Here is a 23,295-nt window from a genome sequence, read left to right as displayed (position 1 = left end):
CGCAACGACAACGTGAGGAGATTTGGTCATAGGTCCAGACACAGGGCCGATACAGCGCCATCTGACGCCAGACACTGTATCCAGAGCAAAGCACTACAGGCACAAGGCGGCCTTCACCGACTTCCTTTTACCCACATCTATGGTCAAGCTTGGAGCGTTGCGCGATCGGCCTCACCGGTGATTGGTTGAGAGGCACCTGAACCCTTGGAAGACGAGGTGTTTCATGCCCGTTGCCACACGGTGCCGGTGGGAAGAGGAACTCGCCGGTAGCACTTTCGCCGATGCCCGCCTCGAGCAGCGGCTGCACCGGCTCGTCGGACAGATGGACCGTAGCCTCGGCGCCAGCCTGCCATTTGCTTGCCAGGACTGGGCCAGCACCAAAGCCGCATACCGTTTCTTTTCCAACGAACGGGTCAGCGAGGCGCAGATCCTGTCGGGACACTTCGCATCGACACGCGAGCGTGTGCGGGCCAATAAGGGCCCTATATTGGTCCTCCAAGATACGACCGAGTTCACGTTCCAGCGCGAGAGCCATGACGCCGTCGGGATCACCCGCACCGTCACCACGGGGCGCGACAAGGCAGGTCAGGTTCGCATGCACACGCTGTGTGGCCTGCTCATGCATGCCTCGCTCGCGGTGACCACCGACGGCCTGCCGCTCGGGCTTGCGGCCGTGAAGTTCTGGTCGCGGCAGAAGTTCAAAGGCACGAATGCGCTCAAGCGCAAGGTCAATCCGACCCGCGTGCCGATCGAGCAGAAAGAGAGCTTCCGCTGGCTGGAGAACCTTCGCCAGTCCACATCGCTGTTTGCCGCGCCGGACCGTTGCGTGCATGTCGGTGACCGCGAGAGCGACATCTACGAATTGTTCTCTCTGGCCCATGATCTCGGCACGCACTTCATCGTGCGCAGCTGCGTCGATCGGCTGGCCGGTGACGGCCAGCACACGATCGCCAACGAGATGGATGAGGTCGCCGTCCAAGGCCTTCATCGGATCGAGGTTCGCGATCAGCGAGGGCAGCTCGTCACCGCCTCGGTCGAAATCCGCTATCGCCGCATCACGGTTTTACCGCCGATCGGCAAGCAGAAGCGCTATCCCCCGCTGTCACTCACCGTCCTGCACGCACGTGAGCCGGAAACGCCAAAGTATCGTCCAGCGATCGACTGGCGACTGATCACCGACTTGCTCGTGGACAGTCCCGAGCAGGCCGTCGAGAAGTTGGACTGGTATGCCCGGCGCTGGAAAATCGAGGTGTTCCACCACATCCTGAAGACGGGCTGCCGCGCCGAGCACGCGCGGCTGCGCACGGCCGAGCGCTTGGTCAAGCTCACCGCCGTGTACTGCATCTTGGCGTGGCGGGTGTTCTGGACGACCATGATCGGCCGCTCGGCGCCGCGAGCAGACCCGCACCTCGCCGTGACCGACCACGAGATCGCGCTGCTTGACCGTCTCGTGCCCGACTTGCCAGCCGGTGAGCGATCCCTCTTTGCCTACGTGGTGAAGGTTGCGCGCCTCGGTGGCTACCTCGCCCGCTCACGCGATCCGCCGCCCGGCAATCTCGTCATATGGCGTGGCTTTGCACGGCTCACCGACATTGCGCTCGGAGCCGCCCTCGCCCAGACATCGCCAGGATGTGGGTAAAAGGAAGCTTCACCGAGCGCTTACCGCAGTCACGCGGCGCGGGCGCTCCTTGGCGGGAGAGACGGTGTGACCAATCACATTCTGATGCCCAGGGAGCTCGTGATCGGCGGTGGATCACGCTTCCGTCTGCCCGCTCTCGTGAGATCCCTGGGTGGACGTCGAATTTCGAGCTGACGCTGACCTGCCCCTCCGTCGTGACGGTCGCGACGGGGATCGATGCGTTGACGCACGCGCTTGAGGCGCTGGTCAACCGGAACGGCAATCCGTGCTCGACGATCGTCGGCGTCGGGCATGGATGAGATCCAAGGCGGCCCCCGCGTCGATCGGCGGTTCGGCCAAGGCAACCGCTCCGAAAGCGACGGCCAGCGACAGGGCACGGCCCGGGGCTGGTTGCAGGATCAGCAATCGAGCGTCGTATCCCGCTCCCATTGCGTCAGATGACGGCAATAGGCGTTCCATTCCTCGTTCTTGAGCTTGAGATAGCTCGGGACGAACGAGCCGAGGGCGTCGTGCAGCACGTCGTTGTTGGCCAGGGCCCGCATGGCGTCCAGCATGTTGAGGGGAAGCTGCTTGAAGCCCTCGACCAGATGGCCTTCGGTATACATGTTGATGTCGAGGCGCGGTCCCGGATCGCGGCGGTTGCGAATGCCGTCGAGGCCGGCGGCGAGGATCGCGGCCTGGAGCAGGTAGGGATTCACCGCCCCGTCCGCGAGGCGGAACTCGAAGCGTCCCGGTCCGGGAATCCGGATCATGTGCGTGCGGTTGTTGCCCGAATAGGTCACCGTGTTCGGGGCCCAGGTCGCGCCGGACGTCGTCCGCGGCGCATTGATCCGCTTGTAGGAGTTCACGCATGGATTGGTGATCGCCGCCAGGGCGTCGGCGGAATGGATCAGGCCGCCGATGAAGTGGTAGCCTTCCGGCGACATGCCGAGTTCGTCCGAGCGGTCGGCGAAGACGTTGCGCCCGTCGCGCCACAGCGAGACGTGGGCGTGGCAGCCCGAGCCGGTCAGGTCCATGAACGGCTTGGGCATGAAGGTCGCCCGCAGCCCGTGCTTCTCGGCGATCGACCGGGTCATGTACTTGAAGAAGGCGTGGCGGTCGGCCGTGACGAGGGCATCGTCGTAATCCCAGTTCATCTCGAACTGGCCGTTCGCGTCCTCGTGATCGTTCTGATACGGCTTCCAGCCGAGTGCCAGCATCGCGTCGCAGATTTCGGCGATGACATCGTAGCGGCGCATCAGGGCCGATTGATCGTAGCAGGGCTTCATCTGCCGGTCGGACGTGTCCGCCGGCTCGGCACCATCGGCCGTGATCAGGAAGAACTCGCACTCGACGCCGGTCTTCATCTGGAGACCATCGCCCGCCGCATCGGCGATCAGCCGCTTGAGGACGTTGCGCGGCGCCTGCTCCACCGGCTTGCCACCCATGGCGAGATCGGCGGGGAGCCAGCCGACCTCGGGCCGCCAGGGAAGCTGGATCAGCCTCTCGGCATCGGGAATGGCGACGAGGTCGGAATCGGCGGGGCTCATGTCGAGCCAGGTGGCGAAGCCGGCAAAGCCCGCACCGTCCCGGCAGATCTCCGCGATTGCCGGGGCCGGCACGAGCTTGGCCCGCTGCGTGCCGAAGAGATCGGTGTACGAGACCAGAAAATACTTGATGCCGCGCTCCCTGGCGGCGGTCGACACATCGAACGACATCGCTTGAACCCTCGGCAGAGGCGACCACGATCGGGATGGGGCGGGGCCGCCCGAGGGCGGCCCCCTCGCTCAGAGCGGCGTCTTGCCGGGGATCCAGCCGGTCCCGGCGAGGGGCACCTGCGCCATGGCGGCGGCCTCGATCGTCAGCGCGACGAGATCCTCCGGTTCGAGATTGTGCAGATGGCTCTTGCCGCAGGCCCGGGCGATGGTCTGCGCCTCCAGCGTCATGACCGCGAGGAAATTGGCGAGGCGCCGCCCGGCCAGTTCCGGATCGAGCCGCCGGGCGAGCTCGGGATCCTGCGTGGTGATGCCGGCGGGGTCCCGGCCCTCGTGCCAGTCGTCATAGGCACCGGCCGTGGTGCCGAGTGCCTCGTAGTCGGCCTCCCAGCGCGGGTCGTTGTCGCCCAGCGCGACGAGCGCCGCGGTTCCGATCGCCACCGCATCCGCCCCCAGCGCCAGCGTCTTGGCGACGTCGGCGCCCGACCGGATACCGCCGGAGACGACGAGCCGCACCTTGCGGTGAAGCCCGAGGTCCTGGAGCGCCTGAACGGCGGGTCGAATGGCCGCCAGGGTCGGGATGCCGACATGTTCGATGAACACGTCCTGCGTCGCGGCGGTACCGCCCTGCATGCCGTCGAGCACCACGACGTCGGCGCCCGATTTCGCCGCAAGCGCGGTGTCGTAGTAGGGCCGCGAGGCCCCGACCTTGACGTAGATCGGCTTCTCCCAGTCGGTGATCTCGCGCAGCTCCTCGATCTTGATCGCGAGATCGTCCGGGCCGGTCCAGTCCGGGTGGCGGCAGGCGGAGCGCTGGTCGACGCCTGGGGGCAGGCAGCGCATGCCGGCGACCCGCTCGGTGATCTTCTGGCCGAGCAGCATGCCGCCGCCGCCGGGCTTGGCGCCCTGGCCGATCACCACCTCGATGGCGTCGGCCCGACGCAGGTCGTCCGGGTTCATGCCGTAGCGCGAGGGCAGGTACTGGTAGACCAGGGTCTGCGAATGGCCTCGCTCCTCGGCGGTCATGCCGCCGTCGCCGGTGGTGGTCGAGGTGCCGGCGAGGGTGGCGCCCCGGCCGAGCGCCTCCTTGGCGTTGGCCGAGAGCGAACCGAAGCTCATGCCCGCGATCGTCACCGGGGTCCTCAGGCGGATCGGCTTGCTCGCGAAGCGGTCGCCCAGCACCACCTCGGTGCCGCAACGCTCGCGGTAGCCCTCCAGGGGATAGCGGCTGATCGAGGCGCCGAGGAACAAGAGGTCGTCGAAATGCGGGAGCTTGCGCTTCGCCCCGGCACCGCGGATGTCGTAGATGCCGGTCGCCGCCGCCCGGCGGATCTCCGACATGACCTCGGGCGAGAAGGTGGCCGAGTAGCGCGGGGTCGTGCGCGGGGCCTTGGGAGTCTCGGCCATCAGTAGGCTCCGGCGTTGTCGACGTGGAAGTGGTAGAGCGCGCGCGCGGACCCGTAGCGGCGGAACTCCCGGGGATCGACCTCGCCGGCGAGACCCGCGGCCTTGAGCTTGGCGAAGAGCTGCTCACGGTGCTCGTCGCGCATCTCCTTCTCGATGCAGTCGGCACCGAGGCTCGCCACCGTGCCGCGCACGTAGAGCCGGGCCTCGTAGAGCGAGTCGCCGAGCGCCTCGCCCGCATCCCCCAGCACCGTCAGCGTGCCGGCCTGGGCCATGAAGGCCGACATGTGACCGATCGATCCCTTCACCAGGATGTCGACGCCCTTCATCGAGATGCCGCAGCGTGCGCCGGCATTGCCGTCGATCAGGAGCATGCCGCCATGGGCGGTGGCTCCGGCCGACTGGCTCGCATCGCCCCGAACATGGACGAAGCCGGAGAGCATGTTCTCGGCGACGCCGACGCCGGCATGACCGTCGATCACGACGCTCGCCTGCTTGTTCATTCCCGCACAGTAATAACCGACGTTCCCCTCGATCTCGACCTGGATCGGGGCGTCGAGGCCCACCGCGATGGCGTGCCGCCCGTCGGGGTTCACGACCGTCCACCGGGTCTCGTTGGTATCGGGCCGGAGGGCGTGGAGCGCTCCGTTCAACGCACGCAGGGAGGCGGTACGCAGGTCGAAGGTCGGCATCAGTGGCGCTCCCAGGCATAGACCTTGGCCGGCTCGGGCTCGAAGACCCGGGCCGCCGCGATGCCGGGCAGGTCGACGAGGGCGCGGTATTCGGATCCGAAGGCGACGTAATCGTCCGTCTCGGCCATGACGGCGGGCTTGCAGGCGATGGGATCGCGCAGGACGGCGAAGCCCGTCCTGGTCCCGACGACGAAGGTGAAGAAGCCGTCGAGGTCGGTCAGGCTCGACTGGAGCGCCTGACCGAGGCTGGCGCCCTCGCGCATCCGCCAGGTGAGATAGCCGGCCGCCACCTCGGTGTCGTTCCGCGTGGCGAAGGTCAGCCCCTCGCGGCTCAGCCGGCGGCGCAGGTCGTTGTGATTCGACAAGGAGCCGTTGTGCACGAGGCACTCGTCGAGCCCGGTCGAGAACGGATGGGCGCCGTTCGTGGTCACCGCGCTCTCGGTCGCCATGCGGGTATGGCCGATGCCGTGGCTGCCCGACATGCCGGCGAGGTCGAACCGCTCGGCGACGGAGGCGGGCAGCCCCACCTCCTTGTAGATCTCCATCCGCTGCCCGGCCGACACGACGTCGATGCCGGGGGCCTTCGCGGCGAGCCAGGCACGCACCTCCGCCTCGGCGCCGGCCGGGACCGACAGCACCGTATGGGTGTCGCGTGGACTTTTCTGACAGGAATGGCCGGTTGCAGTCTCCAGGTCGGAGATCACTCCGGCCAGGGTCGCCGGATCCGGCCCGCGCAAGGTCAACTTCACACCGAGGACATCAGATCCATAGATGGCAAAGCCAGCGCTGTCGGGACCCCGCTCCGTCATCGTTTCCAGCATTGCGGAAAGAAGAGATCCCAGCTGTGGTTCCAGCTTCGAATTCTTTAGAAAAAGGCCGACGATCCCACACATGGGCTGGCGATCCCCATCTCATATGATGGAATATCGATCGCATAGCGTCGGGATTTCGTCAACCAGTTATAACAAAAATTTCTCTACAGGAAACTCACCGGAAGCCTGGGCGACCGGTTCGAGCCGTCGCAGGCCAGACCGACGGCGCAGGCGCGAAAGACCCGCCCGGACACCAGCGCCGGCTCGATCGCTGGAGGGGTGGGTCGGACGCGAGCTGCCGCGGTGTCGCAGAGGATGACGGACCGGCACGAGGCCGACCGTGGCCCGGATCTCGCAGCGGGCGTGGGCGACCGGTTCCTGCACAGCTAAGCAGATTTCGCCGAAGTGGACACCGGTTCGGCGGCAAAAATCTGCGACACATCAATAATCTAAGCGGGCGAAGCGTTGGCCTGCCAACGCAAGTCTGCTTAGGTCGGCGAAGGCATGAGCCCAAAGCGCATGGACCTGCACCGGCGCGTCGGCATCCGGGCGTGCTGGCTTCGGATGTGGCCTTTTCGACCACGCAGCCGACCTGCTCCGGGAGACTGCCCTTCCGGCCTCCGAGATCGGAGCCAGGACGGCCTTTGCCGACGCAAACGCGCGGTCGGCGGGCCGAACGGTGCCGGGACCGCCGTGCGGCCGCCCGCGTGCGCCCTTACGGACGCGGATAAGCGATGATCGAGAGGTACGTCATCGGCCGCTCCACGAGGGTCTGCGGGCCGTGCAGCGCCTCGGCATCGAAGAGCAACGAGTCGCCGGGCTTCAGGTGGTAGTCGTGGCCGGCATGACGGTAGATGACCTCGCCGGTCAGCATGTAGATGAACTCGATCCCTGCATGGCGAAAGCCGGTATAGACCTCAGCATCATGCTCCAGGGTGATGAGATAAGGCTCCAGCACGGTATTCCCGCGGATCCCGGCGCCGAGCAATTCGTAGATATGCCCAACCTTGGTGCCCCGACGCTCAATGACGACGCCGGTGCCCTTGCGCACGTAGGAGCAGTCCCGGCTCTCTTCGAAGGCGGCGAAGAGGGTCGTGATCGGGACGTTGAGGGCCTGCGCGACCGCGTTGATGGTGGCGAGCGAGGGCGCGATCTGCCCGTTCTCGATCTTCGAGACCATGCCCGACGAGATGCCGGCCGCCGCGCCGAGATCGGCCACGGACAACTCCCGTTCCCGGCGAAGGACGCGGATCTGGTGACCGAGGGCGCGTTCGAGGCTCTTGGTGTCCTCGGCTGGTGCGTTCGAACCGGTGTTCAGCATGAAAGTTCCGCGAACAGGAAAGCCGTGTGGCCGATGGACTATCGGCCCCCGCAAGGCTTTGCATAACGGATTGTGCCGCGGCCCGCGCGGTCCGGCCGCCCTTGTCACGAACTTCGTGGTGATGTCGCCTCTCGACGATGAGCGCCTGCTGCCGGTGACCCGCTCGCTCGCGGTCTTCCTCGGTCTCGCCTGATCGCAGGACACCCGGTGCGATGACCGGAACGTTCCTTCACGAGGCCCGCGACCGGAAAGAGTTCCGACGGTTGTTCGCGCCATCTCGCCCGGCTAGGACGGGAGCCGTCCCGCGCCGGCGGGTGAAACGTTCGCCGCGGATGGACGGGATGAAGACGACAGACCGCGCGCCCACGGGCCGGGAAGGCGGCCCCGGGGCGGACACGACCGGTAGGCCGCATCGGCCCGGCAGCCAGGCCGAGCGCTCGATGAACACGCGCCAGCGCATCCTCGAAGCCGCCCACGCGGTCTTCGTGCGGGAGGGTTTCGCCGGCGCCAAGATCGAGCACATCGCCGAGGCCGCCAAGACCAACAAGCGCCTCGTCTACCACCACTTCGGCGGCAAGGACGAGCTGTTCCGAACCGTGCTCGAGACCGCCTACGCGGCGATGCGCCAGGCCGAGCAGGGCCTTGGCCTGGAGCGCCTGGCGCCCCGGGACGCCATCACCCAACTGATCCGGTTTACCTGGACGTACTATCTCGAGCACGAGGACTTCATCTCGCTCGTATCGACCGAGAACCTGTGCAAGGCCGAGCACATCGCCGCCTCCGAGCAGCTGCCGCGTCTCCGGTCGTCCCTGGTCGAGTTGATACAAGACATCGTGCGGCGCGGCGAGGCCAGTGGCGAGTTCCGCTCCGGCATCGACCCGGTGCAATTGTGGATCTCGATCTCGGCGATGTGCTGGTTCTCCGTCGCGAACAAGCACACGATCGCGGCGACCTTCGGTCCCGCAGCGGCGAACCCGGCGATCGGCGAGGAACGTCTTGCTCACATCGTGAGCGTGGTGCACAGCTTTCTCGCACCGGTGGCGGACAAACCGGCACGCCCGACTCCGACATCCGCTTGAGTAACGGAACCGTTACTGTTACCTTCCGCTGGGTCGAGAGCACGCCGGTGCGCCGCGGCGGCGAGCCTCTCGATCGAGTGACCGGGGCACGATGCCTGCCTGCGACGGGACCGATTATCCCGGGCACGCGTGATCTGTCCGGGATTCGGAGCTGTCGTTTCGCGACCGGCAGAGTTTTGACGTGCGGGCCGATCCCGAAAAAGCGCATTCGCCAAAAAATCTCGTCCCAGAAACCCCGTTCTTGCGAGGTGTTCGATGAGGCCCGTCACCCAGATCCTGTCCGGCACCGCCCTGCTGCTCGGGCTCCTCGCCGGGCCGGCCGCGGCCGAGACCGTCAACCTGATGTCGTTCCCGGTCCTGTTCCAGGAGCGCTACACCAAGGCGGTGATCGAGCCGTTCGAGAAGGCCAATCCCGGCATCAAGGTCAGCTATTTCGGCCTGCCGAGCTCGGCCCAGATGCTCGGTACGCTGCGTGCCCAGAAGGCGGCGCCGCAGGTCGACGTGGTGATCATGGACCTCGCGGTCTCGAAAGCCGGCACCGACGAGGGCCTGTTCGCCAAGCTCGACGAGGCCGAGATTCCCAATATCAAGGACTTGGTGCCCGAGGCGCGACGTCCGGAGCTCGCCGGGGCCGGCGTCACCTTCGACAACCTCGTGCTTCTCACCAACACCGACCTCGTCAAGCCGCGTCCGGATTCCTGGTTCGTCCTGCGCGACAAGGCCTATGCCGGCCGGGTCGCCATCCCGGCGATGCCCGACATCGTCGGGCTGGCGCTGACGGTCGTCCTCGACAAGGCGGAGGGCGGGCAGGATCCACTCAAGAGCGTCGACAAGGGCATCGCGGCGTTGGGCACCATCGCCCCCAACGTCCAGACCTGGGACCCGCGGCCCGAGGTCTACGCGCCGATCGTCTCCGGCCAGGCCGCCCTCGGGGTCGGCTGGAACGCCCGCGCGCAACTCAACCACGACATCTCCGGCGGCAAGCTGGCGGCTGTGCTGCCGAAGGAAGGCAGCGTCTTCCAAGTCAATACCATCAACCTGACGGCCAACAGTCCGAACGCCGCCGCGGCCAAGAAATTCATCGACTACGCGCTCGGCGCCGAGGCCCAGAAGGCCTTCACCGAGGCAATGTTCTACGCCCCCTCCAACGCCAAGGCGCGGGCGTCGGTCTCGCCGGAGGCGATGGCCCGCACCGCGATCGGCTCCTCCGACCGGATGATCCCCCTCGACTGGATCGCGATGGCCGGGCGACGCGACGCGATCCTCGAGCAGTGGCGCCGCCGCGTCATCCCGCTGAGCCGGTGAGGGAGAGGGCGATGACCGCCACCGATGCGCCCGGCCACCTCGCGATCCGCGGCCTGACCAAGCGCTACGGCGGGTTCACCGCCGTCGACGGCCTCGACCTCGACGTGGCGCGGGGCGAGCTTCTCGCCTTCCTGGGGCCGTCGGGCTGCGGCAAGACCACCTCGCTGCGCATGGTGGCGGGGTTGGTGCCGGCGAGCGGCGGGCGGATCGTCGTCGGCGGCCGCGACCTCACCGATGTGCCGACCCATCGGCGCGACATGGGCCTGGTGTTCCAGTCCTACGCCCTGTTCCCGCATCTCTCGGTCGCCCGCAATGTCGCCTTCGGGCTTGAGATGCGGGGCATCGGCCGGGCCGAGCGCGAGGCGCGGGTGCGCGAGGCGATCGCGCTGGTGCGCCTCACCGGCAAGGAGGAGCACCGCCCGGCCCAGCTCTCCGGCGGCCAGCAGCAGCGGGTGGCGCTCGCCCGCGCCCTGGTGATCCGGCCGCAGATCCTGCTCCTCGACGAACCCTTGTCCAACCTCGATGCCAAGCTGCGCGACGAGATGCGAATCGAGATCCGCGAGATCCAGCAGCGCCTCGGCATCACGGCGATCTTCGTCACCCACGACCAGGTCGAGGCGCTGACGATGTGCGACAAGGTGGCGGTGATGAATGGCGGGCGGCTGGAGCAGCTCGGCCCCCCCCTCGACCTCTACGAGCGGCCCGCGACCCCGTTCGTCGCCAGCTTCGTCGGGCGCATCAACCAGTTCCGGGCCCGGGCCGCCGGCGGCATTGTCGGGCTCGGCGAGGCGCGCATCACCGGGGCGGGCCCGGCCGAGGGGCCGGTCGAGGTCATGATCCGGCCCCACCGCATCGCCCTGCGCCCGGCCTCGGCCCCGGTCGAGGACGCCGAAGGGCGCCTCAACACCGTCGCCGGCACCGTGGCGCGCACGACCTTCGCGGGCGACGTGCTGCATTACGAGGTCGCGGTCGGCGACGCCATGATCGGCGTCGAGGAGGCGACGCGCTCCGATGCCGGGCCGGTGGCGCCCGGCACGCCGGTGCGGCTGTCGTGGCGGCCGGACGACACCCTGCTGTTCGCAGCCGTCGCGCGAGACGGGAGGATGCGCCCGTGACCGCCGCCCTCGCCGTCGCACCGACCACGCCTCGCGGTGGAAGCCCGGTGCGCCCCGCCGCCGGTCCGGCCCTGCTCGCGGCGATCGTCGCCGTCAACCTGCTCGGCTTCGTCGTGCCGGTGCTCAACCTCCTGCGCCTCTCCTTCCTGAAGGTCGAGGCGACCGGCACCTTGCGCGAGACCTTCGACCTGTCGAGCTGGCAGGCGATCCTCACCGATGGGTTCTATGCCGGGCTCCTCGTCGACAGCGTGCGGACCTGCGCGCTCATCACCGGGCTCACCCTGGTCCTGAGCTACCCGATCGCGCTGCTGATCCACCGCTGCCGCGGCACGATCCGCACCCTGCTCCTCGTGCTCGTGGTCACCCCGCTCCTGACCTCGGCGGTGGTGCGCACCTATGGCTGGGTCGCGCTGCTCTACGACCAGGGCCTCGTCAACGGGATGCTGATGGCGCTCGGGCTGTCGGCGCCGCTCCGCCTGATGTTCAACACGGTGGGTGTGGTGATCGGGCTCACCGAGATCCTGATGCCCTACATGATCCTGTCGCTGCTCGCCGGCTTCGGGCGCCTCGATCCACGCTACGAGGAAGCGGCGATGACGCTCGGCGCCTCGCCCTGGCGCACCTTCCTGCGGGTGGTCCTGCCGCTCACCCTGCCGGGGATCGCGCTCGGCTGCCTGCTCACCTTCGTGCTGGCGCTCAGTTCCTTCATCACCCCGAAGCTGCTGGGGGGCGGCCGGGTCTTCCTGCTCGCCACCGAGATCTACGACCAGGCGATGGTCACGCTGAACTGGCCGCTCGCCGCCGCCCTGTCGATGGTGATCCTGGCAATGTTCGGCCTCGCCCTCGTCCTCTACGGCCGCCTCGTGCGCAGGATCGGGTAACGAAGGATCGGATACCATGGACGAGCGCAAGCCCCCCCTCGGCCTGATCCTCCTGGCCCTGCCGCTGCTGGCCTTCCTGCTGGCGCCGGTGCTGATCACGATCCCGATCTCGTTCAGCGCCGATCCCTACCTGTCGTTCCCGCCCTCTGGCTGGAGCCTGCGCTGGTATCGCGCGGCCTTTACGGGCGGGGCCGTTCTCGACGTCTTCGCGACCAGCGTCGCCCTCGGCCTGGTCGTGACGGCGCTCAGCCTGCTCATCGCCCTGCCGGCGGCGATGGCCCTGGTGCGGCTGCGCTGGGGCTGGGTGAGCGCGATCGAGAGCTTCCTCACCGCGCCGCTCCTGCTGCCGGCGATCGTGCTGGGCCTCGCGATCCTGATCGTGTTCGCGCCGCTCGGGCTGCTCGCCACCTTTCCGGGCCTTGTCGCCGCCCACCTGGTGGTCACCCTGCCCTATGCGCTTCGGATCCTGTCGACGGCCTTGGCGGGCGCGCCGCTCGCGGCGGAGGAGGCGGCCGCGACGCTCGGCGCCTCGCCCTTGCGGGTGTTCTGGCGCGTGACCCTGCCGGCGATCCGCCCGGGGCTCGCCGCAGCGGCCGCGCTCTGCTTTCTTGTGTCCTTCGACGAGGTGGTGATCTCGCTGTTCCTCACCGGGCCGCGCCTGTCGACCCTGCCGGTCTGGATGTTCCATCACGTCGAGAACGAGGCCGACCCGCTCGTCGCCGCGGTCTCGGTGCTGCTGATCGCCCTCACGCTGGTGATCGTGCTCGTCGTCGATCGCACCGCAGGTCTGTCGCGGACCTTCGTGAAATAGCGGGGAGTGGGCCTTTAGCCCCTTTCCGCACCGTCAGAAAGTAACGGAAACGTTATAGTTATCAAAAGTAGAGGAGCGAACATGGCCGCGCCCCGGCTCCGGGTGGCCTCCGATGTCGGGGGCACCTTCACCGACAGCATCGCCTACGACGAGGCGAACCGCCGCATCAGCGTCTCCAAGGTGCCGACGACCCCCGGCAACCGGGCGCTGGGCACCGTCGCGGGCCTGAAGCGGGCGGTCGCCGCGCAGGGGCTCGCGGGGACGGACATCGCCTATGTCGGCCACGGCATGACCACGGCGACGAACGCGGTGATCCAGCGCAAGGGCGGCCGCACCGCCTTCGTCACCAACCGGGGTTTTCGCGATCTCCTGCTGATCGGCCGCCAGGACCGCCCGAGCCTGTTCGACCTCGACGACGTCCGGCCGCCGCCGCTGGTGCCGCAGGAGCTGTGCTACACCGCCGCCGGCCGCATCGACGCCGCCGGCCGCGAGATCGAGCCGCTCTCCCTCGCCGACCTCGAAGCCGCCGCCGCCGACATGCGGGCACGCGGCGTCGAGGCCGTCGCGGTGACGTTCCTGCATTCCTACGCCAACCCGGCGCACGAGCGGGCCGCCAAGGCGGTCCTGGAAAGCCTGTTGCCGGGGGTGCCGGTCTGCGCCTCGACCGAGATCGTGGCCGAGTTCCGCGAGTTCGAGCGCGCCTCGACCGCGGTGCTGAACGCCTATCTGCGCCCGATCATGGAGACCTATCTTGGCTCCCTGGCGGGGCTGCTCGCCGACCGGGAGGATGGCCTCGGCCTGCCCGGGGCGAGCCCCGTGATGGTGATCGAGGCCTCGGGCGGGCTGATGACCCTCGATTCGGCCCGCGAGAAGCCGGTCCACACCGTGCTGTCGGGCCCCGCCGGGGGCGTGGTGGGCAGCGCCCACGTCGCCGGGCTCGCGGGCATCCGCGACATCGTCACGATGGATATCGGCGGCACCTCGACCGACATCAGCCTGATCCGCGAGGGTCAGCCGATCGTCACCCGGCAGGCGCGGCTCGAGACGGTGCCGATCCGGTTGCCGGTCATCGACATCAACGCGATCGGGGCCGGCGGCGGCTCGATCGCCTGGATCGATGAGGGCGGCGCCCTGCGGGTCGGGCCGATGAGCGCCGAGGCGGTGCCGGGACCGGCTTGCTACGGGCGCGGGGGCACCCGCCCGACCGTCACCGATGCCAACCTGGTGCTCGGCCGCTTCGGCCCCGACACCCGGCTGGGCGGTGACCTGACCCTCGACGCCGCGGCGGCCCGCGCGGCTTTGGCGACCATCGCCGAGCCGCTGGGCCTCGACGTCGTCGCGGCGGCGGCCGGCATCCTGCGGGTGGCGCACGCCACCATCGTGCGCGGCATCCGGGTGGTGTCGGTGGAGCGCGGACTCGACCCGCGGGACTTCGCCCTGGTGCCGTTCGGCGGCGCCGGGCCGATGCACGGGACCCCGGTCGCCCGCGACCTGGCGATCCCTCGCCTCCTGGTGCCGCCGACCCCCGGCATCCTGTGCGCCCTCGGCCAGCTCGTGTCGGACCTGCGCCACGACCTCGTCGAGACCCATGTCGGCGCCCACGCCGCCTTCGCGGCCGACCGGGCCGCCGGCATCGTCGCGGCGCTGACGGCCCGCGGCGACGCCCTACTCGCCGCGGACGCCGTCCCGCCGGACCGGCGCACGATCACCGCCTTCGTCGACATGCGCTATGTCGGCCAGAGCTACGAATTGCCGATCGGCCTGCACGTGCGCCTCGGCGAGGCGGAATGGGCGGCGCTGCCGGCCCGCTTCCACGACGCCCACCGCGCCCGCTTCGGCCATGCCGACCTCTCCGCCCCCGTCGAGTGCGTCAGCTTCGGCGTCACCGCGGTCGGGCGGATCGACACCCCGGTCCTGCCGGTCCTGGACGAGGGCGGGGCGGTGCCGCCGCCCGACGCCCGGACCGGCTCGCGCCCGGTCTATTTCGAGGCGCTGTCGCGGACCGAGGAGCCGCGCTTCCACGACACGCCGGTCTACGCCCGCGCCGCCTTGCGCGCTGGCAACGTCGTCAACGGGCCGGCGGTCATCGAGGAGGTCTCGGCCACCACCATCCTCTACCCGGGCGACCGCGCCGTCGTCGATGCGTCCGGCAGCCTGATCGTGGAGATGCCCGCATGATCGTCGATCCGATCACCCTGGAGGTGCTGCGCAACGCCCTCGAAGCGGTGGCGCAGGAGATGGGGGCGGTGCTCAAGCTCACCGCCTTCTCGCCCAACATCAAGGAGCGGATGGACGCCTCGACGGCGATCTTCGACGCGCGGGCGCAGCTCGTCGCCCAGGCCGAGCACGTCCCGGTCCATCTCGGCGCGATGATGCGGGCGATGCCGGCGATCCTCGCCCGCTCCGGCCCGCTCGATCCCGGCGACGTGATCGTCGTCAACGATCCCTTCGTCGGCGGCGCCCACCTGCCGGACATCACCCTGGTGGCGCCGGTCCATGTCCGCGGCGATGTCGATGACCGGCTCGTCGGCTACCTCGCCTGCCGGGCCCACCATTCCGACGTCGGCGGGATGGAGCCCGGCTCGATGCCGGGCCGCTCGACCGAGGTGTTCCAGGAGGGCTTGATCATCCCGCCGGTGCGCCTGGTGCGCGCGGGCACGGAGCAGGCCGACGTGATGGCGCTGATCCTCGCCAATGTCCGCACGCCCGAGGAGCGCCGCGGCGACCTCAACGCCCAGCTCGCCAGCCTGCGGGTCGGGGCGCGCCGCCTCGCCGAGCTCGCCGGGCGCTACGGCGCCGACGCGCTCGTCGCCGGGTTCGACGCGATCCTCGACTATTCCGAGCGGCGGATGCGGCGGCGCCTCGCCGAGCTGCCGCCCGGGACCTACGTCGCCGAGGATTGCCTCGACGACGACGGCACCTCGGACGAGCCGGTGCCGATCCGGCTCTCCGTGACGGTCACGCCCGAGCGCCTGGTGCTCGACTTTTCCGGCACCGCGTCGCAGCGCGCCGGCAACGTCAACGCCGTCGCCCCGATGGCGCAGTCGGCCGCCTTCTTCGCCGTCAAGGTTTTGACCGACCCGACCCTGCCGCCGAATGCCGGCGTGCTGCGGGCGATCGAGATCCGCATCCCCGAGGGCAGCGTTCTCGACGCTCAGGCCCCGGCCGCGGTCTGCGCCGGCAACACCGAGACGACGCAGCGGGTCTGCGACACGGTGCTGCGCGCCTTCGCGCAGGTCGCGCCCGACCGCATCCCGGCGGCGAGCCAGGGCACCATGAACCTGATCGGCATCGGCGGGCGCGATCCGCGCACCGGCCGGTCCTACACCTACATCGAGACGATCTGCGGCGGCCAGGGCGGGCGCCCGCGCGGGCCCGGCATGGATGCGGTCCAGGTCAACATGACCAACACCCTCAACACGCCGGTCGAATCCCTCGAGATCGCCTATCCCCTGCGGGTCGAGCGCTACGAGCTGCGCGGGGAGCCCGGCGGGTGCGGCCGGCATCCCGGCGGGCGCGGCGTGGTGCGGGCGCTGCGGGTCCTCGATCACGAGGCCCGGGTCTCGCTCCAGACCGACCGGCGCCGCCACGCGCCCTACGGCCTGCACGGGGGCGAGGACGGGAAGCCCGGCCTCAACCGCCTGGTCGACCGGGACGGCACGGTCCGCATCCTGCCGGGCAAGGGCTCGTACAGCGTGGGCGCCGACGAAGTGGTGATCGTGGAGACCCCCTGCGGGGGCGGATGGGGAGCGCCGTGATGACTGGCCTGACGAGCGGCATCGACCGGGGCGGCGTGCGGGTCGCCGCCGATATCGGCGGCACCTTCACGGATGTCGCGCTGATCCACCCAAACGGGCGCATCGCGACCCGCAAGGTCCCCTCGACCCCGGCGGATTACGCGGGCGGCGTCGTCGAGGGCATCCGCCAGATCCTGGCGGCCGAGGGCGTGCCGGTCGGCGCGGTGTCGGAGGTGCTGCACGCCTGCACGGTCGCCACCAACGCGATCCTGGAGGGCAAGGGCGCGAAGACCGGCCTCATCACCACCGCGGGGTTTCGCGACGTGCTGGAGCTGCGCCGCATCCGCGTGCCGCGGCTCTACGACCCGCTCTACCGCAAGCCCCCGGTGCTGGTGCCGCGCGACTTGCGCCTTGAGGTCGACGAGCGGCTCGACTTCGCCGGCCGGGTGCTCACACCCCTCGACGAGGCGAGCGTGATCCGGGCGATCGACCGGCTCGCCGCCGAAGGCGTCCAGGCGGTGGCGGTCTGCCTGCTGCATTCCTACGCCAACCCGGCCCACGAGCGACGCATCGGCGCGCTGCTGCACGAGCGCCTGCCCGGCGCCTTCGTGTCCCTCTCCGTCGACGTGCTGCCGGAGATGCGCGAATACGAGCGCACCTCGACCACGGTGATCAACGCCTATGTCGGGCCGGCAGTGCGGGCCTACCTCGAATCCCTCGTCGCCCGGCTCGCCGCCGAGGGGCTGCCCGAGCGGCTGTTCATGATGCACTCGGCCGGGGGCATCGTCGATGCCCGCACGGTGATGCGCCGCCCGGCCCAGATCGTCGAGTGCGGCCCGGCCGCCGGGGTGCTCGGCGCCCGCCACCGCGGCGCGGCGGCGGGACTCCTCGACGTGATCTCCTTCGACATGGGCGGCACCACCGCCAAGGCCTCTCTGATCGAGAACGGCGCGCTCTCGCGCACCGACGAGTACGAGGTCGGTGGCGGCATCTCGCTCTCCTCCAAGCTGTCGAAGGGCGGCGGCTACGCCCTCAAGCTGCCGGTGATCGACATCTCGGAGGTCGGGGCCGGCGGCGGCTCGATCGTCTGGATCGACAAGGCCGGGGCGCTGAAGGTCGGCCCGCACTCTGCCGGTGCCGTGCCGGGCCCGGCCTGCTACGAGGCCGGCGGCACGGCGCCGACTGTCACCGATGCCAACGTCGTCCTCGGCTACCTCAACCCGCGAGCGCTCGCCGGCGGCAGCGTGCCGATCAGCGCCGGAGCGAGCCGGCGGGCCCTGCGCGAGAGCGTGGCCGAGCCTCTCGGCCTGTCCCTCGACGAGGCCGCCCACGGCGTCCACGAACTGGTGACCACCGTGATGACCCGGGCGGTGAAGAGCGTCTCGACCTATCGCGGGCGCGACCCGCGCGACTTCGCGCTCCTCGCCTTCGGGGGCAATGGCGGCATCCACGCGGCCTCCCTCGCCCGGGCGCTCGGCATCACCCGGATCGTGGTGCCGCCGGGGGCCGGCGTGTTCAGCGCGCTCGGCCTCCTCTATGCCGAGGTCGAGACCGGCGCCTCCGTCGCGCATCTGCGCCACCTCGACGCCGCCGACCCCGCCGCCCTGGAGGCCGCCTACGGAGTCCTGGAGGAGCAGGTCCTCGCCGAGCTGGGCGAGACCCGGCAGCGGCTGGTCCTCACCCGCGCCGCCGACCTGCGCTATGCCGGACAGGCCTTCGAGCTGACCCTCGACTTCGACGCGGGCCGCGACCTCGGCCAAGCGCCGCTTCTCTTTTCCGAGGCGCACCGGCGCAGCTACGGCTACGACCTGCCGGGCAACCCGATCGAGATCGTCACCCTGCGGGTGACCGGGCGCCTGCCCCGGGACGCATCGGCGCCGGGCCGCGGCCGTGCCGTAGAGACGCCCCGGGAGACCCGCCGGGTCTATTTCGGGCGCGGGCTCGGCGCCCACGACACTCCGGTGATCGGCCGGGCCGACCTCGCGGCCGGAAGCCGCCCCGGCCCCCTGGTGATCGAGGAATACGAGGGCACCACCCTGGTGCCGCCCGACGCCACCGCTCGCCTCGATCCCGACGGCAACATCCTGATCGCGCTCGGGATCGGGACCACGAACCCCCGGGCCTCGGACGCCATCATCGGACAGAGCCTCGCCCCGTGGAGCCCCACCCATGCGTGACATCGACCCGATCCGCCTCGAGGTGATGAAGAACGCCTTCGACACCATTGCCGACGAGATGGCTCTGATCCTGATGCGGGCCGCCCATTCGCCGATCGTACGCGACTCGATGGACTTCTCGACCGCGCTCTGCGACCCCGAGGGGCAGACCCTGGCGCAGGGCGTGACGACGCCGATGCATCTCGGCTCGTTCTACGACGCCATGCGCCACCTGATCGTCCGCTACGCCGACGACGTGCACGACGGCGACACCTTCATCGGCAACGACCCCTACGCGGCGGCCGGCCAGCACCTGCCCGACTTCTACATCGTGCAGCCGATCTTCCTCGACGGGCGCCTCGTCGGCTGGGCCACCACGGTCGCGCACCATGCCGATGTCGGCGGCATCGTGCCGGGCTCCAACGCGCTCGGCGCGACCGAGATCATCCAGGAGGGGATCCGGGTGCCCTTCCTCAAACTCGAGGAGCGTGGCCGGCCGGACGCCAAGCTGTGGGAGATCCTGCGCCTGAACGTGCGGGTGCCCGACCAGCTCACCGGCGACCTCAACGCCCAGATCGCGGCCTGCGCCGCCGCCCGGCGCGGCCTGACCGAGCTGATGACTCGATACTCGGTCGAGGAGGTGCTGGCCTATGCCGAGGAACTGCACGACTACACCGAGCGCCTGACCCGGGCCGAGATCCGCGAGATCCCCGACGGCACCTACCGCTTCACCGACCACATCGACGGTCTTGGCGAGACCCCCGAGCCGATCGTGTTCGAGGTCGCCGTGACGGTGGCGGGCGACGCGATCACGATCGACTGGGCGGGCACCTCGGCCCAGGTCGAGGGCGGGGTCAACACGCCTTTGCCCTTCACCAAGGCGGGGGTCTACACGGCGCTGCGCTCGATCATGGGCTCCGAGCTGCCGAACTGCCACGGCTTCACCCGGGCGGTGACGGTGACGGCGCCCCTCGGCACCGTGGTGAACGCGGTCTACCCTGCGCCGACCGGCGCGCGCGGCATCACCGGCTACCGCATCATCGACTGCGTGATCGCGGCGCTCGCCCCGGTGCTCCCCGACCGCGTCACGGCGGACGGCCCGGGCGGTGCCTCGGTGCCGGCGATCGGCGGCTGGCACGACGGGCGCCCCTTCGTGTTCTCCGAGACCCTGATGGGCTGCTGGGGCGCGGCGCGGGGCCATGACGGCCAGGAAGGCGTACCGCATATGGGCGCCAACCAGGCCAACGTCCCGGTCGAGCTGATCGAGGCCAATTTCCCGATCCGGGTCCGGCGCTACGGCATCGCCCCGGACACGGGAGGCCCTGGGCGCCAGCGCGGCGGCCACGCGCTTCTGCGCGAATACGAGTTCCTTGGCGAGACCGGGATCCTCACCCTGCGCTCGGACAAGCGCGACTTCCCCCCGCACGGCCTCGACGGCGGTCAGGCCGGCAGCGGACCGGTCAACCGCGTGCTCTCGGGCACCACGGAGCGCATTCTGCCGGTGCTGGTGACGGTTCCGGTCCGTCTGCGGCGGGGCGACGTCTTCCTCCACGTCACGCCCTCCGGCGGCGGCTGGGGCGATCCCCTGACCCGCGATCCTGCTCTAGTGCTCCGGGACGTGATCGAGGAGAAAGTGAGCCGGGCGGCGGCGGAGGCGCAGTACGGCGTGGTGATTGCCGGTGAGGACCGCCCGTGCCTCGATCCGGCGGCCACGGAAGCCCTTCGTCGGGAGCGGCTTCGCATGGCCTGAGCGAAGCCGAGGTCGCGGTGCGACTGAACCGCTCCGGGTTTCTCGGCGGCTGTTTGTCTTGGGTCAGGCGGCCAGGGCTTGGTCGCGGACGTTGGCATGATAGCGCGCTTCGGCCTCGACGGGCGGGACGTTGCCGATCGGCGCGGGCAGGCGGCGATGGTTGTGCCAGTCGACCCCCTCCAGAATGGCATACTCGACCGCTATGATGGAGCGCCATGGGCCGCGCCGGTGGATGACCTCCGCCTTGAACAGGGCGTTGATCGTTTCCGCCAAGGCGTTGTCGTAGCTGTCGCCGACGCTGCCGACCGACGGCTCGATGCCCGCACCGACCAGGCGCTCTGTGTACCGGAGAGCCAAGTATTGCGAGCCGCGGTCCGAGTGGTGCACCAGACCGCTGCCCTGGACGGGACGGCGCTCGTGCAGGGCCTGCTCCAGAGCATCCAGAACGAAGCTCGCATGAGCACTGCGTGAGGCCCGCCAGCCAGAGCCTGTCCTCGGGCCGGCGAAGCCGGACCCGGGGGATGCGCCGGGCAAACACATCGATGACGAAGGCCACATAGACGAAGCCCGACCACGTCGCCACGTACGTGAAGTCGCTGACCCACAGGGCGTTCGGCCGGGGAGCCTTGAACTGACGGTTGACGCGGTCGAGGGGGCAAGCTGCGGCCGGGTCGGGGATCGTGGTGCGCACGGTCCTGCCCCGCACCACCCCCGCCAAGCCCAATCGGCGCATCAGCCGCGTCACCGTGCATCGCGCGGTCACGATCCCCTCCCGGGCCAGTTGCCGCCAGATCTTGCGCACGCCGTAGACGCAGAAGTTCGCCTCGAACACACGCTGGATCTCGATCATCAACGCCGCGTCGCTGCGAGCACGAGCCGGTTGCTTGTCCGGATCGGCGCGCCGGGCAGCATGCGCGTAGTAGGTCGACGGGGCGATCGGCAATACCCTGCAGATCGGCTCGACCCCGTAGGCGGCTCGATGCTCGTCGATGAAGCTGATCATGGCCGAGACCGGCGGTCGAGCTCCGCCATGGCAAGATACGCCGATGCTTTGCGCAGGATCTCGTTGGCTTGGCGCAGCTCACGGTTCTCACGTTCAAGCGCCTTGATCCGCTCGCGTTCGTCCGTCGTCTGGCCAGGACCCACGCCCTGATCCCGCTCGGACTGACGCACCCAGTTCCTCAGCGTCTCGCCCGAGCAGCCAATCTTGGCCGCAATCGACTGGATCGCCGACCATTGCGAGCCGTGCTCGCCTTCGTGCTCGCACACCATCCGCACGGCACGCTCGCGCACCTCAGGGGAAAACGGGGTTGTTCGCTTCGTCATGGCTCCATCCTCTCAGAAGTTGAAGCCTCCGGGAAACCCGGGGCGGTTCAAGCAAAGCCGCCCCGCATTCCTATGAGAGCGGGTAGGGGCCGAGGAACAGGTCGCCGAGCGCCCGGCGGCGCAGGTAGGTCAGGCGGCGCCGCCGGATATGCTCGGGCCGGTCGTGGATCAGGTGGCAGCGCTGGCACCAGGCGGCGAGATCTGCATCGCCGTTGCGGCTGGTGTCATGCTCGCGGTGGCAGGTCGCCAGGATCGGGATGGTCAGCCGGACCGTCGCGAGGGCCGCGACGCCGGGTTCGCGGCGCAGAAGCCGGCCGCGTCCGGAGCGCCAGCCACCGGCCTCCGCGTCGTACCAGGTGCCCTCGTTGAGGCAGACAATTACATGGCCGTGCGGGCGCCCGCAGGCCTCGCAGCGCCCGCCGGCCCGGCCGAAGCGGATCACCGCCGAGAGCTGCGGCCAGTCGATCGGGTAGAAGTGGCGGTGTTCGGGACGGATCGGCACGATGCGGCCACGCTAGCATGGCCCGTTGAACGGCGAATCCCCCTTCGACACATCGATGGCGATGTAGCCTCTACGATCCGAGCGCCCCGATCGGCACGCCCACCGGCTTCGTGGCCGGCCAGCACAGGAGTCAGAGGATCGCCCAGGGGAGGCGACGGGCTTTTGGATCGGAGAGAGCTCCGGCGCCCGTCGCGAAAGCTCTGCCGATGCCCCGCCTCCTGATCCTCGCCTGCTCGGCGACCAAGCGCCCCGAGCCCGATCGCATCCCGGCATTCGCGCGCTACGACGGCCCGCTCTGGCGCACCCTGCGCGCTGCCGATCCGGACGGCCGGCGCGCCCGGGTCGCCTTCCTCTCGGCCCATTACGGTTTCCGGGACGCGGCGACGCCGATCGCCGATTACGACGCACGGCTGACGCAGGATCTCGCCGAGCGAATGATCGCCGGTGGCGTCACCACACGCTGGCCCAGGCCGCCGTCGCCCCGTCGGCCCGACACCTATGGGATCCACGCCGGCGCCGAGATCGCCGGGCTGGCCCGGCACGGCGCCGAGCCCTTCGCGGATGTCGCGCTGGTCGGCGGGCAACTCTACGTGGAGGCGATGCACGCTCTCGTGCGCGGCTTCGTCGAGATGGGCTGCGTGCGGCGCGACGCCCGCGTCAGCGTCATCAACGGGCCGATCGGCCGGATGCGCCAGGACCTGCGATCCTGGCTGTGCGAGGCGAGCGGGCTGGCCGGAGGCCGGCCGTGACCGGGCGCCTCGGGCACAACGGTGGGCCGGTCCTCGACGAGCCGGCCGACACCCGCTCCGGTCGGTGCAAGCACTGCCGGCACTGGAAGGCGCCGTCCGACGAGGAGCAGCGGGCCTACGAGTGGTTCCAACTCGGCTTGTCGCGCCGCCGCGTCCGGCGGCCGACCGGCGCCTGCGACCGCGTCCTGATCGGCAACAACCCCAGGCCGGCCTTCTCGGCCACATCGGGCGAGTTCGGCTGCGGGAATTTCGAGGCCGCGCCGCTCCCGCCGATGCCGAAGGGCGGCGGTTTCGTCACGATCTAGTGCACTGACTCATTCGG

Annotated in this window: 18 protein-coding genes, 1 pseudogene and 1 other annotated feature; of the genes and pseudogenes, 12 read left to right on the top strand and 7 right to left on the bottom strand. The window is 69.7% G+C overall.

Annotated features, from left to right (window positions below):
* Window positions 1-223 precede the first annotated feature (223 nt).
* Window positions 224-1,639, top strand: a complete 1,416-nt coding sequence (locus tag QR78_RS09715; protein WP_048427310.1) for an IS4 family transposase — start codon at window positions 224-226, stop codon at window positions 1,637-1,639.
* A 398-nt stretch (window positions 1,640-2,037) separates the two neighbouring features.
* On the opposite strand, the gene glnT is transcribed toward QR78_RS09715, so the two are convergent.
* The 5 genes from glnT to QR78_RS09690 all read right to left on the bottom strand — a co-directional run bounded on the left by glnT (window position 2,038) and on the right by QR78_RS09690 (window position 7,562).
* On the bottom strand, window positions 2,038-3,336 hold the full coding sequence (gene glnT, locus QR78_RS09710; protein ID WP_048427309.1) for a type III glutamate--ammonia ligase: 1,299 nt from the start codon (window positions 3,334-3,336) through the stop codon (window positions 2,038-2,040).
* A gap of 69 nt (window positions 3,337-3,405) precedes the next feature.
* Window positions 3,406-4,740, bottom strand: a complete 1,335-nt coding sequence (locus QR78_RS09705; RefSeq protein ID WP_048427308.1) for an FMN-binding glutamate synthase family protein — start codon at window positions 4,738-4,740, stop codon at window positions 3,406-3,408.
* Window positions 4,740-5,429, bottom strand: coding sequence for a protein glxC (locus QR78_RS09700; protein WP_048427307.1), 690 nt, complete (start codon window positions 5,427-5,429; stop codon window positions 4,740-4,742). The genes QR78_RS09705 and QR78_RS09700 overlap by 1 nt, the downstream gene beginning before the upstream one ends.
* Window positions 5,429-6,322, bottom strand: a complete 894-nt coding sequence (locus QR78_RS09695; protein ID WP_048427306.1) for a class II glutamine amidotransferase — start codon at window positions 6,320-6,322, stop codon at window positions 5,429-5,431. Before QR78_RS09695 ends, QR78_RS09700 begins: the two co-directional genes overlap by 1 nt.
* A gap of 634 nt (window positions 6,323-6,956) precedes the next feature.
* On the bottom strand, window positions 6,957-7,562 hold the full coding sequence (locus QR78_RS09690) for a helix-turn-helix domain-containing protein (RefSeq protein WP_048427305.1): 606 nt from the start codon (window positions 7,560-7,562) through the stop codon (window positions 6,957-6,959).
* A 212-nt stretch (window positions 7,563-7,774) separates the two neighbouring features.
* Between QR78_RS09690 and QR78_RS09685 the strand changes: the two genes are divergently transcribed.
* The 9 genes from QR78_RS09685 (at window position 7,775) to QR78_RS09645 (ending at window position 20,396) form a co-directional block, all read left to right on the top strand.
* The gene (locus QR78_RS09685) at window positions 7,775-8,641 is read left to right on the top strand and encodes a TetR/AcrR family transcriptional regulator (RefSeq protein WP_082171872.1); all 867 of its coding nucleotides are present in this window, start codon (window positions 7,775-7,777) and stop codon (window positions 8,639-8,641) included.
* A gap of 255 nt (window positions 8,642-8,896) precedes the next feature.
* Window positions 8,897-9,946 carry an ABC transporter substrate-binding protein gene (locus QR78_RS09680; RefSeq protein WP_048427303.1) on the top strand — a complete coding sequence of 350 codons (1,050 nt, stop codon included), beginning with the start codon at window positions 8,897-8,899 and terminating at the stop codon, window positions 9,944-9,946.
* An 11-nt stretch (window positions 9,947-9,957) separates the two neighbouring features.
* Window positions 9,958-11,061, top strand: coding sequence for an ABC transporter ATP-binding protein (locus QR78_RS09675; RefSeq protein WP_048427302.1), 1,104 nt, complete (start codon window positions 9,958-9,960; stop codon window positions 11,059-11,061).
* Window positions 11,058-11,942, top strand: a complete 885-nt coding sequence (locus tag QR78_RS09670; protein WP_048427301.1) for an ABC transporter permease — start codon at window positions 11,058-11,060, stop codon at window positions 11,940-11,942. Before QR78_RS09675 ends, QR78_RS09670 begins: the two co-directional genes overlap by 4 nt.
* Before the next feature lie 16 nt (window positions 11,943-11,958).
* A complete protein-coding gene (locus QR78_RS09665; RefSeq protein ID WP_048427300.1) occupies window positions 11,959-12,753 on the top strand; it encodes an ABC transporter permease in 795 nt (264 codons plus the stop codon).
* Between the two features lie 81 nt (window positions 12,754-12,834).
* Window positions 12,835-14,931: a hydantoinase/oxoprolinase family protein gene (locus QR78_RS09660; RefSeq protein ID WP_048427299.1), complete on the top strand. Its 2,097-nt coding sequence runs from the start codon at window positions 12,835-12,837 to the stop codon at window positions 14,929-14,931.
* Window positions 14,928-16,511: a hydantoinase B/oxoprolinase family protein gene (locus QR78_RS09655; RefSeq protein ID WP_048427298.1), complete on the top strand. Its 1,584-nt coding sequence runs from the start codon at window positions 14,928-14,930 to the stop codon at window positions 16,509-16,511. The genes QR78_RS09660 and QR78_RS09655 overlap by 4 nt, the downstream gene beginning before the upstream one ends.
* Window positions 16,511-18,667 carry a hydantoinase/oxoprolinase family protein gene (locus QR78_RS09650; protein WP_082171873.1) on the top strand — a complete coding sequence of 719 codons (2,157 nt, stop codon included), beginning with the start codon at window positions 16,511-16,513 and terminating at the stop codon, window positions 18,665-18,667. Before QR78_RS09655 ends, QR78_RS09650 begins: the two co-directional genes overlap by 1 nt.
* The gene (locus QR78_RS09645) at window positions 18,660-20,396 is read left to right on the top strand and encodes a hydantoinase B/oxoprolinase family protein (protein ID WP_048427297.1); all 1,737 of its coding nucleotides are present in this window, start codon (window positions 18,660-18,662) and stop codon (window positions 20,394-20,396) included. The genes QR78_RS09650 and QR78_RS09645 overlap by 8 nt, the downstream gene beginning before the upstream one ends.
* 63 nt (window positions 20,397-20,459) lie before the next feature.
* Here the strand turns inward: QR78_RS09645 and QR78_RS09640 are convergent.
* Both QR78_RS09640 and QR78_RS09630 read right to left on the bottom strand, forming a co-directional pair.
* Window positions 20,460-21,722 (bottom strand): annotated as a pseudogene (locus QR78_RS09640) (IS3 family transposase).
* Window positions 21,325-21,441 (bottom strand) — a sequence feature (AL1L pseudoknot). (Overlaps the previous pseudogene by 117 nt.)
* Window positions 21,723-21,792: 70 nt before the next feature.
* Window positions 21,793-22,224, bottom strand: coding sequence for a hypothetical protein (locus tag QR78_RS09630; RefSeq protein WP_048427295.1), 432 nt, complete (start codon window positions 22,222-22,224; stop codon window positions 21,793-21,795).
* 206 nt (window positions 22,225-22,430) lie between these two features.
* Between QR78_RS09630 and QR78_RS09625 the strand changes: the two genes are divergently transcribed.
* Both QR78_RS09625 and QR78_RS09620 read left to right on the top strand, forming a co-directional pair.
* Complete coding sequence (locus QR78_RS09625; protein WP_048427294.1) at window positions 22,431-22,973, top strand: hypothetical protein; 543 nt, start codon at window positions 22,431-22,433, stop codon at window positions 22,971-22,973.
* Window positions 22,970-23,278: a hypothetical protein gene (locus QR78_RS09620; RefSeq protein ID WP_048427293.1), complete on the top strand. Its 309-nt coding sequence runs from the start codon at window positions 22,970-22,972 to the stop codon at window positions 23,276-23,278. The genes QR78_RS09625 and QR78_RS09620 overlap by 4 nt, the downstream gene beginning before the upstream one ends.
* Window positions 23,279-23,295: the final 17 nt, after the last annotated feature.

The sequence above is a fragment of the Methylobacterium indicum genome, assembly GCF_001043895.1.
In the GTDB taxonomy this organism is placed as follows: Bacteria; Pseudomonadota; Alphaproteobacteria; order Rhizobiales; family Beijerinckiaceae; genus Methylobacterium; species Methylobacterium indicum.
This window is presented reverse-complemented; position numbering and strand designations above follow the sequence as displayed.

Bases quoted from the DNA above. Each gene is read 5' to 3' on its own strand.
- QR78_RS09625 (WP_048427294.1), top strand. From the start codon at position 22,431: ATGCCCCGCCTCCTGATCCTCGCCTGCTCGGCGACCAAGCGCCCCGAG.
- QR78_RS09715 (WP_048427310.1), top strand. From the start codon at position 224: ATGCCCGTTGCCACACGGTGCCGGTGGGAAGAGGAACTCGCCGGTAGC.
- glnT (WP_048427309.1), bottom strand. From the start codon at position 3,336: ATGTCGTTCGATGTGTCGACCGCCGCCAGGGAGCGCGGCATCAAGTAT.
- QR78_RS09655 (WP_048427298.1), top strand. From the start codon at position 14,928: ATGATCGTCGATCCGATCACCCTGGAGGTGCTGCGCAACGCCCTCGAA.
- QR78_RS09685 (WP_082171872.1), top strand. From the start codon at position 7,775: ATGACCGGAACGTTCCTTCACGAGGCCCGCGACCGGAAAGAGTTCCGA.
- QR78_RS09675 (WP_048427302.1), top strand. From the start codon at position 9,958: ATGACCGCCACCGATGCGCCCGGCCACCTCGCGATCCGCGGCCTGACC.
- QR78_RS09650 (WP_082171873.1), top strand. From the start codon at position 16,511: ATGACTGGCCTGACGAGCGGCATCGACCGGGGCGGCGTGCGGGTCGCC.
- QR78_RS09690 (WP_048427305.1), bottom strand. From the start codon at position 7,562: ATGCTGAACACCGGTTCGAACGCACCAGCCGAGGACACCAAGAGCCTC.
- QR78_RS09645 (WP_048427297.1), top strand. From the start codon at position 18,660: ATGCGTGACATCGACCCGATCCGCCTCGAGGTGATGAAGAACGCCTTC.
- QR78_RS09680 (WP_048427303.1), top strand. From the start codon at position 8,897: ATGAGGCCCGTCACCCAGATCCTGTCCGGCACCGCCCTGCTGCTCGGG.
- QR78_RS09700 (WP_048427307.1), bottom strand. From the start codon at position 5,429: ATGCCGACCTTCGACCTGCGTACCGCCTCCCTGCGTGCGTTGAACGGA.
- QR78_RS09665 (WP_048427300.1), top strand. From the start codon at position 11,959: ATGGACGAGCGCAAGCCCCCCCTCGGCCTGATCCTCCTGGCCCTGCCG.
- QR78_RS09705 (WP_048427308.1), bottom strand. From the start codon at position 4,740: ATGGCCGAGACTCCCAAGGCCCCGCGCACGACCCCGCGCTACTCGGCC.
- QR78_RS09660 (WP_048427299.1), top strand. From the start codon at position 12,835: ATGGCCGCGCCCCGGCTCCGGGTGGCCTCCGATGTCGGGGGCACCTTC.
- QR78_RS09695 (WP_048427306.1), bottom strand. From the start codon at position 6,322: ATGTGTGGGATCGTCGGCCTTTTTCTAAAGAATTCGAAGCTGGAACCA.